Genomic DNA, 15,898 nt, shown 5'->3' on the forward strand with positions numbered 1-15,898 from the left:
GGTGATCAGAATGGCCAGGCGTGCAGGGCGCGCGCGAGCCACGGCACCACCAGGATCACTGTCGGTAGCACCAGCAGGCCGAGCGCCGCGACGCCGGCGGCCACCGCGAAGGGCGTGCTGTCCGGGAGGTCCAGACGAGCCAGCCGCCGCCGTCGCGTCTCCCCCGTGGCCTCCTCGGCCAGCGGCATCGCATCGGCGAGCCGCTCCAGCGCGGCCCGCAGCGGCTCGGGCCCGGTGCGGCGCCTTGCGGCATCGTCCGCCACCATCTCCAACAGCAGATGTACGGCGTCCAGCGGCGCCCGGCTCCGCAGCGGCCCCGGGACGGCCTGGTAGAAGGCCGTGAACGACTCCATCACGAGTTCGTGCCGGTGCCGCAGGTGGGCCCGCTCGTGATCGAGGACGGCGTCGACCTGGTCCCGGTCGAGCACCTGGAGGACCGCGTCGCTGAGCACCACCCGCGGATCCCGGCCGGGCACGCAGTACGCCATCGGCAGCGCCCCGTCGAGGACCCGCACCTCGCCGCCGGGGATCTCCTCGCGGCGCTCCACCCGGTCCAGCAGGTCGACGAGCATCCGGTGCCGGTCGCGGCGGGCGCGGGCCCGGGACATCACCTTGGCCAGCGAGATCAGCAGCCGGATCACGATGGTGGCGGCCACCGCGAGCGAGAAGATCAGCGCGGCCGCGGTCTCCGGGTGCCGGGTGCCGGCGGCGCGGGTCAGCTCCTCGGGGGCGGCCAGCACCACGCCGAGGGCGCAGAGCACCGCGGTCAGGGTGAGGGCCTGCCAGAGCACGACGGCGGCGACCGGCGCGCGGTCGGGCCAGCGCGCCTTCGCCAGGATGCCGGGCGCGACCAGCGACAGCGTCAGTCCGAGAGCGCCCAGCAGGAGCGCGGTCACCGCTTGCGGGCTGCTTCGATCGCTGCCTGCAGGGCCTCGGGCGGCAGCTGCCCCATGAAGTAGGCGAGCGCCGCGTCCCGGTCGGGGGTGGCGCTGAGCGCGTCGAGCATCACGCCCGCGGTCATCTCCTCGCGGGTCTGCGCGGGCACGTAGCGGTAGGCGCGGTCGGCCTTCTGCTGGATGACCAGCTTCTTCTTCGCGAGGCGGTCGAGGACGGTCATGACCGTGGTGTACGCCAGGTCGCGGTCCCGGCTGAGCAGCTCGTGGACCTGGCGGACGGTCAGCGGCTCCCCGGCGTCCCACAGTTTCGCCATGACGTCGCGCTCGAGGTCCCCCATTGCCATGTGTCCCATCCTACTGCACGGCGTCGTACTACACGTCGTAGTATCTACTACGAAGCGTCGTAGGGGGACTTGAAGATGGACGTGCTCGATCTGACCCGGCTTCAGTTCGCGGTCGTGACGATCTACCACTACCTGTTCGTGCCGTTGTCGATCACCTTGGCGGCGACGGCCGCGGGGCTGCACCTCGCGTGGATGCGCACGGATTCGGAGAAATACCTTCATCTCACGAAGTTCGTGGGCAAGCTGCTGATCGCCACCTTCGCGGTCGGGGTCGTCACCGGGCTCGTCCAGGAGTTCCAGTTCGGGCTCGGCTGGAGCGCGTTCGCCCGGTTCTACGGCGACGTCTTCGGGCCGACCCTCGCGATCGAGGGGATGCTCGCCTTCTTCCTGGAGGCCACATTCCTGGCGCTCTGGTACTTCGGCTGGGATCGGCTGCCCCGGAAGGTGCACGCGGCCACCATCGTGATCGTCGCGGTGGGCACGCTGCTGTCGGCATACATCATCCTGGCGGCCAACTCGTTCATGCAGAACCCGGTGGCGTACGCCCTCGACCCGGAGACCGGCCGGGCGCACCTCACGAGCTTCACCGAGCTGCTGACCAACGAGGTGGTGCTCGCGGCCTTCCCGCACACCATCGCGGGCGCGGCGATGGCCGGCGGCGGCCTGCTGCTCGCCATCGGGGTGTGGCGCGCCTCGGCGCACGCGGCGTTCACGACGCTGTCCCGGGCAGGCGCCTGGACCATGCTCGTGGGCGGGCTCGGCACGGTCATCAGCGGCGACCACCTCGGCAAGGTCATGACGGCCGTGCAGCCGATGAAGATGGCGGCCGCCGAGGCGCTCTACGAGACCACCACGGGCGCCCCCTTCTCCATCTTCGCGATCGGCGAGCTCGGGCACGACCGGCCGTTCTTCAGCATCGAGGTGCCGAAGCTGCTGTCGTTCCTCGGCACCGGCTCGTTCGACGGAACGGTCCAGGGCATCGACGACCTTCAGGCCGCGTACGTGGCGCAGTACGGGCCGGGCAGCTACGTGCCGATGATCCCGGTGGCGTTCTGGACCTTCCGGCTCATGATGGGCGCCGGGATCCTCGCGATGGCCGTCGCGGCGTTCCACCTGTGGTCGTCGTACGCGTTCCGGGTGCGGTTCCTCCCCCGCCTGCTCCAGCCGGGCCGGGGCACGCCGGCGCTGTTCCGCCGCGTCATCTGGATCGCCCCGCTGCTGCCGGCGGCCGCCAACACGTTCGGCTGGGTCTTCACCGAGACGGCGCGGCAGCCGTGGCTCGCGTTCGGCATCTCGAAGGTGTCCGACGGGATCTCGCCCGGCCTCACCAGCGCCGAGGTGATCGCGTCGCTGGCCGGCTTCACGATCGTCTACGGCCTGCTCGCGGTGGTGTGGTGGCGCCTGGTCGTACACCTGTCGCTCAAGCCGCTCGCCCCCGACATCTCGGAAGAATCAGCGCCCGAGCCGGTTCCGGCCTACTAGGAGACCCTCATGATCACCTTCTGGTTCGCGGTCCTCGTCCTCGCCTGGGTGCTCTACTTCGTCCTCGAGGGCTTCGACTTCGGCGTCGGCATGCTCACCCCGCTGCTCGGCCGGGACGAACACGAGCGCGGTGCGGTCATCCGTACCGTCGGGCCCTTCTGGGACGGCAACGAGGTCTGGCTGGTCGCCGCGATCGGCGTGACCTTCGCGGCCTTCCCGGACTGGTACGCCGCCCTGCTCTCCGCGCTCTACCTGCCGATGGTGCTGATCCTGCTGCTCCTGGCGGTCCGCGGCGTCGCGCTGGAGTTCCGCGGCAAGCACTCCGGCCCGACCTGGCGCCGCCGCGCCGACCTGCTGCTCTCCGTCTCGTCGACGGGCATCGTGCTGCTGTGGGGCGCCGTCCTCGGCGTCTTCGTGCACGGCCTCGCACTCGGCGCCGACGGCGAGGTCACCGGCACCGGCCTCGGCCGCAGCCTCGATCCACTCCTCACTCCGGCGGCCGGGCTCGGCGCGCTGGGCGCGCTCCTCGCCGCGATCCTGCTGGGTGCGACCTTCCTCTCGCTGCGCACGACCGGGCCGGTGCGCCGCCGGGCACGCGACCTGGCACGCCACGCGGGCATCGGCGGGGCGGTCGCCCTTTTGATCGCCGGCATCGGTACGGGGTCCCGCGTCGCCCTCCTGGCCGCCGTCCTCAGCTTCGGCGCCGGCGTGCTGGCCCGCCGGGCCCGCGAGGCCTCCTCCTTCGTGGCGGTGGCCGGCGGCGTGGCGGCCGCCGTGGTCGCGGTGTTCCTGGCCCACGGCGACGTGGTCCTGCGCAGCACCCTGTCCGACGCGTGGTCGCTGACCCGCACCGGCGCCGCCGCGGGCCCCGAGGCCCTCGAACTGATCACCATCGCCGGCGTGATCGTCCTGCCCGGCGTACTGGCCTACCAGGCCTGGTCCTACTGGGTCTTCCGCCGCCGCATCGCCAGCGAACGAGTCGCCTCATGACCGCCCCGGCCTCCCCGTCAGCCTCGCGCCCGTCAGCCTCGCGCCCGGCCTCGCCCTCCGGCTCTCCCCCAGCGGATCTTGAACGCTTCCCCACCCCGAACGGTGGTGAAGCGTCCAAGATCGCGGTCGGCGCGGTCGGCGCGGTCGGCGCGGTCGGCGCGGTCGGCGCGGTCGGCGCGGTCGGCGCGGTCGGCGCGGTCGGCGCGGTGGGCACGGTGGGCGCGGCGGGACAGCGGCGGGTGGCTCGGGGGCCGGTCGATCCCCGGTTGCTGCGGCACGCCAGGGGCAGCCGCGCCGGCATCGCCCTGCTCACCCTCATCGGCGCCGGCCAGGCCGCGGCCACGATCGCCCTCGCGGTGGCGCTCTGCTGGATCGTCACCGGCGACCGTACGACCGGTGTCGTCCTGCTGGCCGGCGCCTTCACGGCACGGGCCGCCCTGGCCTGGGCCGAGCAGGTCACCGCCCGGCGCACCGCGGCCCGCGTGACCGACGAGCTCCGCCGCTCCATCCTGGACACGGTGGTGCGGCGCGGCCCCGCGTGGGTGGCGTCCTACGGCTCGGGCCGGCTCACCACCGTCCTGGGCACCGGTCTGGACGCGCTGAAGCCGTGGTTCTCCGGATATCTTCCCTCGCTGGCCCTCGGCGTGAGCCTCCCGCCACTGGTCATCCTCGTGATGGCCTCGATCGATCCGATGTCGGCGATCGTGGCCCTGCTGACCCTGCCGCTGATCCCGGTGCTCGGCGCCCTGATCGGCTGGGCCACCCAGGCACGGGCGAACCAGCGCTGGGCCGCCGACGCCCGCCTGGCCGGCCACTTCCTGGACGTGGTCCGGGGCCTGGCCACCCTGAAGGTCTTCGGCCGGGCCGAACGCCAGATCCAGGTGATCGCCGACCTCACCGACCAGCATCGGAAGGCCACCATGCGGGTGCTGCGCGTGGCCTTCCTCTCCTCCACGGCGCTGGACCTCGTGGGCACCCTCTCGGTGGGCCTGATCGCCGTGGAGGTGGGCCTCCGGGTAGCCGCCGGTTCCCTGGATCTCGCCCCGGCGCTGCTGGTGATCCTGCTGGCGCCGGAGGCGTACCGCCCGCTGCGCGAGATGGCAGCCCGCTACCACGCCGCCACCGACGCCACAGCGGTGATCGCCGACGTCGACGAGATCCTGACGACGACCCCCCGATCCGGCGCGGCCCCGCGCGAGGAGCCGGCGGCCACGCGGGAGGAGCCGGCAGCCACGCGGGAGGAGCCGGCAGCCACGCGCGAGGAGCCGGCGACCACGGACCGGGGAACGGCGAGCCCGGGGACGGTCCGGCCGGCGATGGGTGCCCTCGCCGCCGGGCGGTGGGGGGTCCGGGCGGCCGGTATCCGGGCCCGCTATCCCGGGGCGGCGACCGACGCCCTGGTACTGCCGGAACTCGCGGTCCGGGCCGGCGAGACGGTCGCTCTGCGGGGACCCTCCGGGGCCGGCAAGACCACGGCGCTGCGCGTGCTCGCCGGGCTGCATCCGGCGGAGTCGGGTGCCCTGGCCGTCGGGCGTACCTTCTATCTCTCGCAACGTCCCTCTCTCCCGCACGCTCGCACGGTCGCCGACGTCTTCCCGGCCGGCACCTCCCCGGCCGCGATCGCGGCGGCGCTGCGGACCACCGGCCTGGACGGCGAGGTCACGGCCGCCACGCCGCTGAGCGAGCACGGCGCCGGCATCTCGTCCGGGCAGCGGCAGCGGCTCGCGCTGGCCGCCCTGCTGCACCGCGCCTCCGTGGCCGTCACCGAGAACGCGGTGGCCGCCATCCTGGAGGAGGCAGCCGATACCGTCGCGCACGAGGCGGCGACGAACACCGGTACCGGGCTCGGCCGGGCGTCGGCGCGAACCCGCGGACGGTCCGTGGTGACGCTTCTGCTCGACGAACCGACCGCCCACCTCGACGCCGCCGCCGAGAGGTCGGTGATCGAGCGGCTCGCCGAGTTCGCCGCCCGGGGCTGCGCCGTCCTGGTCGTGGCGCACCGTCCCGCGCTGCTGGCCGCCGCCGACCGCGTGGTCGATCTGGCGCCGCCCGGCATCCAGCAGCCCCGGCTCGGCGCCCAGGAACAACAGCCCCGTGCCCAGGAACAGCAGCCCCGTGCCCAGGAACAGCAACCGCGTGCCCAGGAACGGGCCGCTACCCAGGACCTGGACCACACCCCGGAAACCCGGGGGCTGCTCCGCCGGCCCGCCGTCGCCGTCGCGCTCGGGGCCGCCGCCACGCTGGCCGGCATCCTGCTGACCGGCGCCGCCGCCTGGCTGCTGGTCCGCGCCTCGACGCTGCCGCCCGTCCTCACCCTCTCCGGTGCGGTGGTCCTGGTCCGGGGCAGTGCCGTGGCCCGGCCGCTGCTGCGCTACCTCGAGCGCCTCGTCGCGCACGATCTGGCGTTCGCGCGGCTCGGGCGGCAGCGGGCACGGGTCTACGCCGAGCTGATCCCGCGCGTGCCGGGACGGCGCGAGCATCGGCGCGGCGACCTGCTCACCAAGCTTGTGGACGACGTCGACGCCCAGGTGGACGGGCTGCTGCGGGGACGGCTGCCGGCCCTCGCCACGGCCGCCACGATCGTGGTGGCCGGGCTGGTGATCGCCGGGGTCGCACCCGTCATGCTCATTCCGCTCGCGATCGGCGTCCTCGTCGCCGGCGTGGGCGCGCCGCTGGTGGCGGCCTGGCAGGCGAACCGGCTCGACGCCGCGACGGGCACGGCCCGGGCCGCGCTCCGCGACGCCGTGGTGGAGACCGTCGACGGCATCGAGGAGATCAGCACCGGGGCGGCGGCTCCCGCCGTACCCATGGATCGCAGCCGGACCCTCGCGAAGCTGGAGGCGCACGCGGCGCGCGAGGCGGGTCTCGCCTCGGCGGCGGCGCATCTCGGGTGGGGTGCCGCGGCGACGGCGACCGCGCTCCTGCTCGCCGGCGCTGGACTTCCGGCCGAATGGAGCGCGGTGTTCCTGCTCGGCATGATCGTGCTGGGCGAGACCGTCGTGACGCTGCCGGAAACGGCGATCGCGCGCCGCCAGGCCGCCGGAGCCGCCCGGCGCGTGTCCACGCTGACCGCCGAGGAACCCACCAACGCCACGACGGGTCGGCCTGAGCGGCCCGCTTGCGCTTCCTTGAGGGTACGAGGACTCGTCGCCGGCTGGGACCGCACCCGCGACCCGGTCCTCGACGGATTCGACCTCACGCTGCCGGCCGGTTCGCGGACGGCGGTCACGGGCCGTTCCGGATCGGGCAAGTCCACCCTCGCGGCCGTGCTCGGCGGCCTGCTCGACCCCTGGGAGGGCACCCTCGAGCAGGGCGGCAGGACGGTCCTCGTCGGCGACGAGACCGCCCACGTGTTCGCGTCGACCGTACGCGAGAACCTGCGTCTCGCGGCACCCGCCGCAACCGACCCCCAGCTCCTCGCGGCCCTGACGCGGGTGGGTCTCGGCGGGTGGATCGCCGGGCTGCCGGAGGGGCTGGACACCTGGCTCGGCACCGGCGGCAGCACCGTCTCCGGCGGGCAGCGTCGCCGGCTCGCGACCGCGCGGGCCCTGCTCGCCGACCCGGACGTGCTGATCCTGGACGAGCCGACCGAGGGCATCGACGAGGAGGGCGCGCGGGCCCTGATGGCCGACCTGCTGGACGCGGCGTCCGGGCGGACCGTGCTGGTGTTCGCGCACCGTACGGAAGGCCTGGATCTGGTGGATCGGGTCGTCAAGCTCTGACCTTTATGTCCGTTAGATCCTTCTAAACTGGGCGTCATGGCACGAACACCCGCGCCGGGCACCCGCGACACGATCCTGACGGCCGCCGCCGGGCTCTTCTACGAGCACGGCGTGCGGGCCGTCGGCATGGCGCAGGTCGTCGAGGTGGCCGGGTGCGGCAAGAACCTGCTGTACCGGCACTTCCCCAGCAAGGCCGGGCTCGCCGCCGCCTACCTCGACCTGGTGCGCCGCGAACGCGCCCAGTCGGCCGGCGAGGCGCTGCGCTGGGCCACCACCCCACCCGACCGGCTCATCGCCCTGGTCGCCGAGATCGCCGACTGGGTGCGGAGGCCCGGCTACCGCGGATGCGCCTTCCGCAACTACCTCACCGAGTTCCCCGGAGACGACGACGAGCCGGCCAGGGTGGCCCGCGCCTATCTGGCCGAGGCCCGCGCCGAGGTGGACCGGCTGGTGGGGCAATTGGGCCCGGTGCCGCCCTCCTTCGCCGACCGGATCTGGCTGATCGTGAACGGGCTGTACGCGAGCACGCCGGAGGAGGCCCCGACCGCCGTCGACTGGGTCACCGACCTGGTAACTCCGTTTCGCTGACCGGGGCGTCTTTGTAGCCTCGGGCGATGACCGCCCTCCCCGAGCTCTACGTCGCCGTCGATGTCGAGGCCGACGGGCCCATTCCCGGGCCGTACAGCATGTTGTCGCTCGGGATGGCCGTCGCCGGACGACCGGATCTCACGTTCTACACCGAGCTGCGGCCGATCTCCGAGGAGTTCGTGCCGCAGGCGCTCGCCGTCTCCGGGCTCGACCGGGAGCGGCTGGTGCGGGAAGCCCCGGATGCGGCTGAGGCCATGAAGGCGGCCGCCGCCTGGGTCAACGGGCTGCGGAAGATCGGGCGGCCGGTGTTCCTGGCGGCGCCGGCCGTGTGGGACGGGATGTTCGTGCACTGGTACTTCGTGCGGTTCGTCGGACACAGCCCCTTCGGCTCGACCGGGTCCGGGGTGGATCTGCGCAGCTACTGGATGGGCGCGACCGGGTGTGAGTGGGTGGCGAGCCGCAAAGGGCGGATCAAGCACGAGCTCGGCCTGACCGACTTGCCGCACACCCACCACGCCGGCGACGACGCGGCCGAGCTGGCCCAGGTCTTCGCCGCGGTCCGGCGCAGGCCCAGAGCGTTAGGCCACCGGACGGCATCGGCTCGCGCAACGGCACCGCCGAGGCCCACGTCTTCGGCGGGCCACGATGAAGGTGCTGACGCTCAGTGACGTTCGCAAGAACCAAGCCCGTGTATTTCTGCAGGTGGGCCGGAGGTGGCACCATGCGAACCGCCGTGCGGTGGGAGCCGGTCATCCGATGCCGGGCTGCCTCGCGACGTCGCGCGTTGGAAGACGCAATCCTGCGGCCAGTACACAAAATGGTTAGCGCGACCCTCATCCCGGACCTCGATGGCCATGATGAGAGCATGCGAAATCGGATGCCGGGCGACTGACGTCTTCATCGGCTACGACGGCGGCTGGGACCACAATGCCCCGTACGTCATCGTGCTGGCACCGGGTGGCCCCACCCTCGCCTACCGCATCACATCGCGCACACGTCTGGACCCAGGTGTGGATTACTACCTCTGCCCCGACGGCCACACTCTTTGCCGGCGACCACGCTGACCGCCGCCTGACGCTGCCAGGCGCCCGCGAAGGTCGACCGCGCAGCAGCGTGTCATCGACCGGCGCGAACGTGCTCGCTGTCCCGGACATCCACCGCTCGCCACGGCCGAACCGGCTCGAAGACAGGCGCCTCGAACCATGGCGGCGCGGGTTGACTCTCCGACAAGATCTCCGGGTGCCGTCCATCATCGGCCATTCGCCAGGAGCGCCGACACGGCGCACCGAGCCACCCGCTGGACCAGGCACGAACAGGGCCGGACGTGGCAGCCATCCGGAGCCACCGACAGTCGGAACCATGGCGACGTAGAACATAGCGTTCTACCATTGCCGCATGGAGCGCATCGGTGTCCGAGAGTTGAACCAGAACACCAGTCAAGTGCTGGCCCGAGTCAGCGGCGGTGAAACCGTCGAGATCACGGACCGAGGGCATCCAGTCGCCCGGCTCGTGCCGGTGGGCGAGGACCGATCCGCCCTCGCAAGACTGGTAGCCGCAGGACGGGCACTTCCCCCTGTCGGCGGAGGTCCGGTTCCTCTGCCACCGAAGTTCGGCGACGATGACATCGACGCCGCCGCAACACTCGCCGAGATGCGCGATGAGGAGCGCTGGTGATCTATCTCGACTCCGCCGCCGTCGTCAAACTCGTCCGCCAGGAGGTACACAGCGCCGCACTCGTCGCCTGGCTCAACGCCCACAGCGATGCACCCCTCGTCTCATCGGCTCTCGTGGAGGTCGAAGTGCCCAGGGCGTTGCGCCGGTCGGCCCCCCAGGCACTTGTCGGCGTACCGGCCGCAGTCGGGCGGCTGTTCCGGCTGGAGATCGACAACACGATCCGCGCGACAGCGGCCGCCTTTGCCGAACCGACACTGCGCAGCCTCGACGCCATCCATCTCGCCACCGCACAGGTCCTGACCAACGAGTCCGGGTCGGAGTTGCTGGCCTTCGTCACCTACGACCGGCGACTACTCGACAGCGCCAAGGCAGCAGGGCTACCCACGGCGAGTCCCGGCCAGGACTGAACCTATCTGCCCGCGGCCGGCAGACAGCCATCTCCCCGCTCGGCGGCCTCACTCGCGAGCGCGCCGGCCAGTCGGAACAGCCATGCTCGACCTCGCGCGTCACCGCCTCGCCGTTCCGGCTCCGCCACCACCGACGCTCGGTATCGCTGCGAAGACACCCGCGCAGGATGGAGAACCGCCGCCGGCGCTTCGCCGGCAGCCGACGACAGCGAACCACCCGGCTGTGGTTCGCATGCAAGATCAACGTGGGCCGGACGTTGCACCATGCGAACCGCCCGATCATTGTCGCCGGCGATCCACTGCCGAGACGTTTGATCAGTTCAAGAGCTGTTCGCTCGAACCGGTAGCTGCAGATTCTACGGGCATCCGCAAACCTGACGTACCATGAGACGTACGTCCAAAAGTACGCTATACCCGTGGGGGCCTCGATGAAGGTGCTGACAATCAGCGATGTTCGCAAGAACCTCGCCGCCGTGGTGGACGCCGTGATCGATGATGCCGAGGAGTGCATCATCCCCCGCGGCGGCGGGAAGGCCGTCGTCATCGTTTCGCTCGACGAGTGGAACGCCATGAACGAGACGCTGCATGTTCTCGGTTCCGCCTCGAACGCCCGCCGACTTCTGGAGAGCATCGCCCAGGCCGACGCCGGCCTACTCGAGGAGCACCCACTCGACACGAAAATCGCCTCTCCGGCACCTGGCAAGGAAGCGGCGTGAGCTTACGCATCGTTTTCACTCCCCATGCCTGGGATGACTACGACGGATGGTTACGCCGGGACGTGAAGATGGCCCGCCGGATCAGCAAACTAATCCTCGATGTTCAACGGGATCCACACGGAGCCGGTCTCGGCAAGCCCGAACTGCTCAAAGGACCACTCTCTGGGTGGTCGTCCCGCCGCATCAACGACGAACACCGGCTCATCTACCGTGTCCGCGGCGGCGATCTGGAAATCGCTGCCTGCCACGGCCACTACATCGACAAGTAACAGCGGTCAACCCAGCATGCCGCCCTCGTCGACGATCTGAGATCGGTGCACGGCCGCCAGCACAGCGCACCATCAACGCCCCGGATCGGGATCCACGGAGCGTCTCAAAGGAGCGCCTACCCGCCCTTCCAGGCGGCAACCCCGCATCGCGGGGTCCAAAGTAGACACGCCAGGAACGCCCCACCCTCTGGACCGGCCCACCCAGAGCGCCCACCGCAATGTGGGGTCTGGGGGTCGCCCTCAGGCAGATTCGAGTGGACCGGACGATGCACCATGCGAACCGCCGCGCTGTCGTTCCCGGTGACCCGCTGCCGGATCGTTTCACCAGATCACGCCGCATTGGCCGAGCCGAGAGCCATCTCACGACCGATCGCCCGCTCGCGCCGTGGTGGGTTCGTGGCGAGTCTCGCACGGTAACTGCGCCCGTCGTCGGCGAGGGCGACATGAGCAAGCAGTGTTGGATGACCTCCGCGAGGCACTGACCGGCCTCATCGAGGAGTTCGGCGCTCCCCGGGAGCTCTCGATCACCGCGCCGCCTGATGCCTCCGCTCACAGACCACAGAATTCTGTGCGGAAGGCTTTGTATGCCCTCGCCCGATGCATGCGCCGACGGCCAGGACCACTCGCGCGGCCACGGAACTTCTACGGCTGTCCGCCGAGGAGCCGTAGCAGCAATCGGCCGGACGAATCCGAAGCCCAGCCAGAAAGGCGACACATCAATCCTCGCCGTTCTTACTATCCGTAGCGTTGCGGATGCGGCTGTGATGTGGCTCAGCGGGAGGTACGGGTGTCCGAGGTCGTCGTCGAGGTCAGCTTTACGTCTCTGCCAGGGGACGATGATTTCGCCCTCGACCTGATGACCGACGAGCTTGCCGAGGACCTGAGTGACCTTGGCGAGGTTCGTCGGCTCGACCTCGATGCTGAGCCCGGCAGCAAGGGCGTCGGTGAAGTGGTGCTGGGGACGCTGACGGTCGTTGCGACCGCTGATCCCGGTTACGCGCAGGCTCTCGTCGACTTGGTTTTGGGCTTCCTCGGCCGTAATCGGGGTCGCAAGGCGCATCTGAAGGTCGGCGACATCGAGCTCACGATCGATCAGCCGACCAAGGCTCAGGCTTCGGAGATGATCGACATCATTCGGAACGCGATCGAGCGTGCGTACTGATGGGTCGGCACGTGTTGGTGCTGGGCACCGCAACGTATCCCGCGGACCCAAAGCTCGCAGCGTTGCCCGGCGTCCGCCGCGATGTCGAAGAGCTGAGAACGGTGTTGGACACCGAGGGTGACTTCGACAGCGTCGAACACCATCTTGATCTGCCGGCCGCGCACATGATGCAGGTCGTCGAGGAGTTCTACGGCGCCCGGCGCACCGGCGACCTTGCTGTTTTCTACTACTCCGGCCACGGCATCCTGTACGACGACCGGCAGTCGCTGTTCTTCGGGACCATCGACACCGACACGGCCTTGCTGCACACCACCGCGTTCGATGTCGAGGGAAGACTGCGCCATCTGCTCAACCACACCAAGGCCAGTCAGAAGGTAGTCATTCTGGACTGCTGCTTCTCGGGCTCGTTCACCGCGCGTCACCGGCTCGGCAACGGCATACGGCAAGAGCCCCGTCGGCTCAAGCGCGAGCGCGGCACGTTCATGCTCCAGTCGAGCGACCACCTGAAGGCGTCCAAGGCTCAGGGCCCGGATCGGCCGTCGGTGTTCACCGAGGTGCTGCTCGCCGGGCTGCGCGGGGCGGCTCAGTCGACCGCCGAGGACGGCTGGATCACCGCGAGCGACCTTTCCCGATACGCCATGACCGAGATGGCACGCCGCCGCCAGGATAAGCCGGTCGAGTCGAGCGAAGGTGTCACCGACCCCATCCCGCTGGTGGCTGGGCCGGGCGAGCGCGTGCAGCGGCCGCCGAGCGTCCGGACCGAGGAGCCGGACGACGCACCGTTCGACACCGACCGGTGGCGGCAGTTACTCACCTACTACGTCGGCTGCCTACAACGTTCGGCCGTTCTGCAGTTCTTCGTGAATCCAGGGGATAGGGATGCCTACCTCGCCGCGCCCGCAGGCCAGGAAGTCATCTTCTCTGCCACCGGGGCAATCCCGCTGAAGGGGAGTGGGCGGCAGCTTGCGAAACTCGCCGAGGACAGCGGACGCTCCCTGCAGTACGGCTACCCCGTCGTCGCCTTGCAGCAGAAGGGCAAGCAGCGAGTACGTCTGGCGCCTCTGCTCGTCGCCGACTTGACCGTCGGAGACGACGGGGCGGCGCACCCGGCACCACCGCAGCCGAGCCCCGCTCTGATCGACCACTTCCAGCTGGCGGCGGTAGAGGCGGACGAACTGCGCCAGGCTGTGGCCGAACTGATCGAGCCCGGCGATCGCGGATCCCTCGCCAAGGCCGTCGACCTGGTGGCGAACACGTTCGGCGTGAAGCCGGTGTCCGCCCTCGACCCGGAGAACCTGGTTGGAAAGGTCAACGCAGGGCCGATCAACCGGGCGCAGAACGCCGGGATGCTCTTCGCCGCCGGCAGCACGGAGTCCCCGGAGCAGCAGCTGATCGAGGACCTGCGGGACATCACCAAGAACGCGGGAAAGATCGCATCGACCGCCCTTGGTGCCCTGTCGAGCGGGGCGGACGATGAGGACAAGCCGGACAGCGCCGCGCTGACGGTGGCGCTGAGTCCGGTCAACGAAACGCAGGAGGAGATCATCCGAGCGGCGATGAGCCGCCCGCTGACCGTTTCACAGGGGCCGCCCGGCACCGGCAAGAGCCAACTGGTCACCGCGTTGCTGGCTACCGCGACAGCGGCCGGGCAGAGCGTGCTTATCGGCTCCACCAACAATCGCGCGGTCAACGAGGTCGTCGAGCGGGTCACCGGCATGATCGGTCCCGGATTGGTGCTACGCACCGGAAACAAGGATTATCGGCAGCGGGAACCGCAGTACCTCGCCGATGTGTTGCAGGCGTGGTCACCGCCGATGCCGGACGTTCGCGGCCCATGGAACGAGTTGCGGCTCGCGGCGCAGCAGATCAGCCAACTGCGCGACGATCTCGACAAACACCGTCTCCTCGAACGCGATCTCGCCGACCTCGCCCTCGAGCGGGACCTCACGCTGGCCGACGCTGACGATGCCTCCTTGACCCGGCTGGTCGACCTCACCGACCGGGCGCTGGGGAGCTGGTGGTTCGGGTGGTGGTACCGCTGGCGGCTGCGGTCCCGAGGGGTGTCCGGCCCTGCGTCGATCGCCACCCTCGGTGAGCAGGCAGTCATAGAGCAGTGCTGGCGCGAGCGACGGCAACAACTCGCGTCCCTGCCGCGCACCGCCGGACAATCCTGGAAGCGGCTACGAACTCTGCAACGAGACACCCGACCCGAGCACAGCGATCAGCTGCTGCGCGCACAGATCGCCGCCCGGGTCACCGCCGGCGCGACCGTGCTGCAGAACCGGGCCGACGAGATGGCGAAGCCGGACGGGAAAAGCTGGTCCTCCATGCCGGCGATCCTCGCCGTGCTTCCCAGCTGGGCGACCACCGCGATGTCGGCTCGCCGGCTGCGGCCCGATGCCGGACTGTTCGACCTGGTCGTCATCGACGAGGCCGCCCAATGCACCCCCGCGGCCATCCTCCCCATGCTCTACCGAGCCAAGCGTGCCCTGATCATCGGCGACCCACGGCAACTCGCCCCCGTGGTGGAACTCTCCGACGCTGACGACCAGGGCGAACAGGCGCGCAACGGGCTGGGGCACGAGTGGCTGACGAATCGCCGGCTGACCCACCGCGGCCATTCGGCGTACGAGGCGTTCGCCACCGCGGCCGGGAAAACGATCCTGCTCGACGAGCACTACCGCTGCCACCCGGAGATCATCGACGCACCGAACCAGGTCGTCTACCAGAACCAGCTGGTCGTACTCACCGACCCGGCCCGGCTGACCGCACCGGCCGAACCGGCCACCCGCTGGGTGGACGTGCCGGGCCGTTTCAGCCGCGGCGCCACCGGGTCCGGTCGCAACTTCGACGAGGTGCAGGCAGTCGTGGGCGAGGTGCAGCAACTACGGAAGGAGTACCCGGACGCCTCCATCGGTGTGGTGACGCCACTTGCCGAGCAGCAGCGCGCCCTGGACCGGGACCTCAAGGAAGCTGGCCTCGGCGACAACTTGCTGTGCGCGACCATTCACAAGTTTCAGGGCAGCGAGAGGGACATCATGGTCATCTCGCCGGTCGGTGCGCAGGGCATCAGTGAGCAAACCCGGGGCTGGCTCGTCAACCAGACCAACCTGTGGAACGTCGCGATCACCCGGGCCAAGTCCCAGCTGTTCGTCGTGGGCAATAGATCGTGGTGGTCCGCGCAACGCGGCCTGCTCGCCGCGCTCGCCACACCGTCAGCACCAGCGGCCGACAACCCCGACGTCAACCCGCGCCCGGTCGACAAGCTGATCCCCGGACTGCGCGACGCCGGGCTGACCGTGTGCTGGGGCACACCACTCCCGGGGTATCCGGTCGACTTCACGCTCAGCCTCGGCGACAAGACCCTGGCGGTACTCGTCGACGATCCCGAGGGTGATCCGGACGGGCGAGCTCTTCGTCGGGTCCTGGGTCGACTCGACATCATCGCCGCAGTCACGGAAGTGCGGCGCGTGCCGGCCTGGCGCTGTCTCGCCGAGCCGGGCCAGGTCGTTGCCGAACTGCGCGAGGCGCTCAATGTCAGGTCTGTGGAGTGACGGGGCGTTGGCCTTGATGAACCGTTCGGCAGGCTGACGACGGTGACTGGCCGTCAAATTCGCGGCGGGCGAGCTGCCGCACGGCCGTGACCGG

13 protein-coding genes are annotated in these 15,898 nt (G+C 70.5%); 11 read left to right on the forward strand and 2 right to left on the reverse strand.

Annotation, left to right across the window (positions count from 1 at the left end; genetic code table 11):
• Positions 1-5: 5 nt before the first annotated feature.
• Together AB0G10_RS38850 and AB0G10_RS38855 are read right to left on the reverse strand one after the other, a co-directional pair.
• Positions 6-896, reverse strand: a complete 891-nt coding sequence (locus tag AB0G10_RS38850; RefSeq protein WP_360933946.1) for a M56 family metallopeptidase — start codon at positions 894-896, stop codon at positions 6-8.
• Positions 893-1,240, reverse strand: a complete 348-nt coding sequence (locus AB0G10_RS38855; RefSeq protein WP_360933948.1) for a BlaI/MecI/CopY family transcriptional regulator — start codon at positions 1,238-1,240, stop codon at positions 893-895. The genes AB0G10_RS38850 and AB0G10_RS38855 overlap by 4 nt, the downstream gene beginning before the upstream one ends.
• A gap of 75 nt (positions 1,241-1,315) precedes the next feature.
• On the opposite strand from AB0G10_RS38855, the gene AB0G10_RS38860 reads away from it, so the two are divergent.
• From AB0G10_RS38860 to AB0G10_RS38910, 11 genes are all read left to right on the forward strand, one after another.
• A complete protein-coding gene (locus AB0G10_RS38860; RefSeq protein WP_360933951.1) occupies positions 1,316-2,722 on the forward strand; it encodes a cytochrome ubiquinol oxidase subunit I in 1,407 nt (468 codons plus the stop codon).
• Positions 2,723-2,731: 9 nt separating this feature from the next.
• Positions 2,732-3,712, forward strand: coding sequence for a cytochrome d ubiquinol oxidase subunit II (cydB, locus tag AB0G10_RS38865; protein WP_360933954.1), 981 nt, complete (start codon positions 2,732-2,734; stop codon positions 3,710-3,712).
• Positions 3,709-7,434, forward strand: coding sequence for a thiol reductant ABC exporter subunit CydC (gene cydC, locus AB0G10_RS38870; protein WP_360933957.1), 3,726 nt, complete (start codon positions 3,709-3,711; stop codon positions 7,432-7,434). Before cydB ends, cydC begins: the two co-directional genes overlap by 4 nt.
• A 36-nt stretch (positions 7,435-7,470) precedes the next feature.
• Positions 7,471-8,022: a TetR/AcrR family transcriptional regulator gene (locus AB0G10_RS38875; RefSeq protein ID WP_360933960.1), complete on the forward strand. Its 552-nt coding sequence runs from the start codon at positions 7,471-7,473 to the stop codon at positions 8,020-8,022.
• A 26-nt stretch (positions 8,023-8,048) separates the two neighbouring features.
• Positions 8,049-8,690: an exonuclease gene (locus AB0G10_RS38880; RefSeq protein ID WP_360933963.1), complete on the forward strand. Its 642-nt coding sequence runs from the start codon at positions 8,049-8,051 to the stop codon at positions 8,688-8,690.
• Positions 8,691-9,417: 727 nt separating this feature from the next.
• Positions 9,418-9,696 (forward strand): type II toxin-antitoxin system prevent-host-death family antitoxin, encoded by a 279-nt coding sequence (locus AB0G10_RS38885; RefSeq protein WP_360933966.1) that lies wholly within the window; start codon positions 9,418-9,420, stop codon positions 9,694-9,696.
• Positions 9,693-10,103, forward strand: a complete 411-nt coding sequence (locus tag AB0G10_RS38890) for a type II toxin-antitoxin system VapC family toxin (protein ID WP_360933969.1) — start codon at positions 9,693-9,695, stop codon at positions 10,101-10,103. The genes AB0G10_RS38885 and AB0G10_RS38890 overlap by 4 nt, the downstream gene beginning before the upstream one ends.
• Positions 10,104-10,519: 416 nt before the next feature.
• Entirely contained in the window at positions 10,520-10,819 is a 300-nt protein-coding gene (locus AB0G10_RS38895) for a type II toxin-antitoxin system prevent-host-death family antitoxin (RefSeq protein ID WP_360933972.1), read from the forward strand.
• Positions 10,816-11,088, forward strand: coding sequence for a Txe/YoeB family addiction module toxin (locus AB0G10_RS38900; protein WP_360933975.1), 273 nt, complete (start codon positions 10,816-10,818; stop codon positions 11,086-11,088). The genes AB0G10_RS38895 and AB0G10_RS38900 overlap by 4 nt, the downstream gene beginning before the upstream one ends.
• A gap of 787 nt (positions 11,089-11,875) precedes the next feature.
• Positions 11,876-12,250, forward strand: coding sequence for a hypothetical protein (locus AB0G10_RS38905; RefSeq protein WP_360933978.1), 375 nt, complete (start codon positions 11,876-11,878; stop codon positions 12,248-12,250).
• Positions 12,250-15,804, forward strand: coding sequence for an AAA domain-containing protein (locus tag AB0G10_RS38910; RefSeq protein ID WP_360933981.1), 3,555 nt, complete (start codon positions 12,250-12,252; stop codon positions 15,802-15,804). Before AB0G10_RS38905 ends, AB0G10_RS38910 begins: the two co-directional genes overlap by 1 nt.
• Positions 15,805-15,898: the final 94 nt, after the last annotated feature.

Origin of the sequence: Actinoplanes sp. NPDC023714, from assembly GCF_040639855.1 — a bacterium.
In the GTDB taxonomy this organism is placed as follows: Bacteria; Actinomycetota; Actinomycetes; order Mycobacteriales; family Micromonosporaceae; genus Actinoplanes.

What these genes read in the sequence shown, in the direction of transcription:
- AB0G10_RS38855 (WP_360933948.1), bottom strand. Translation starts at nt 1,240, where the DNA reads ATGGCAATGGGGGACCTCGAGCGCGACGTCATGGCGAAACTGTGGGAC.
- AB0G10_RS38860 (WP_360933951.1), top strand. Translation starts at nt 1,316, where the DNA reads ATGGACGTGCTCGATCTGACCCGGCTTCAGTTCGCGGTCGTGACGATC.
- cydB (WP_360933954.1), top strand. Translation starts at nt 2,732, where the DNA reads ATGATCACCTTCTGGTTCGCGGTCCTCGTCCTCGCCTGGGTGCTCTAC.
- cydC (WP_360933957.1), top strand. Translation starts at nt 3,709, where the DNA reads ATGACCGCCCCGGCCTCCCCGTCAGCCTCGCGCCCGTCAGCCTCGCGC.
- AB0G10_RS38875 (WP_360933960.1), top strand. Translation starts at nt 7,471, where the DNA reads ATGGCACGAACACCCGCGCCGGGCACCCGCGACACGATCCTGACGGCC.
- AB0G10_RS38880 (WP_360933963.1), top strand. Translation starts at nt 8,049, where the DNA reads ATGACCGCCCTCCCCGAGCTCTACGTCGCCGTCGATGTCGAGGCCGAC.
- AB0G10_RS38885 (WP_360933966.1), top strand. Translation starts at nt 9,418, where the DNA reads ATGGAGCGCATCGGTGTCCGAGAGTTGAACCAGAACACCAGTCAAGTG.
- AB0G10_RS38910 (WP_360933981.1), top strand. Translation starts at nt 12,250, where the DNA reads ATGGGTCGGCACGTGTTGGTGCTGGGCACCGCAACGTATCCCGCGGAC.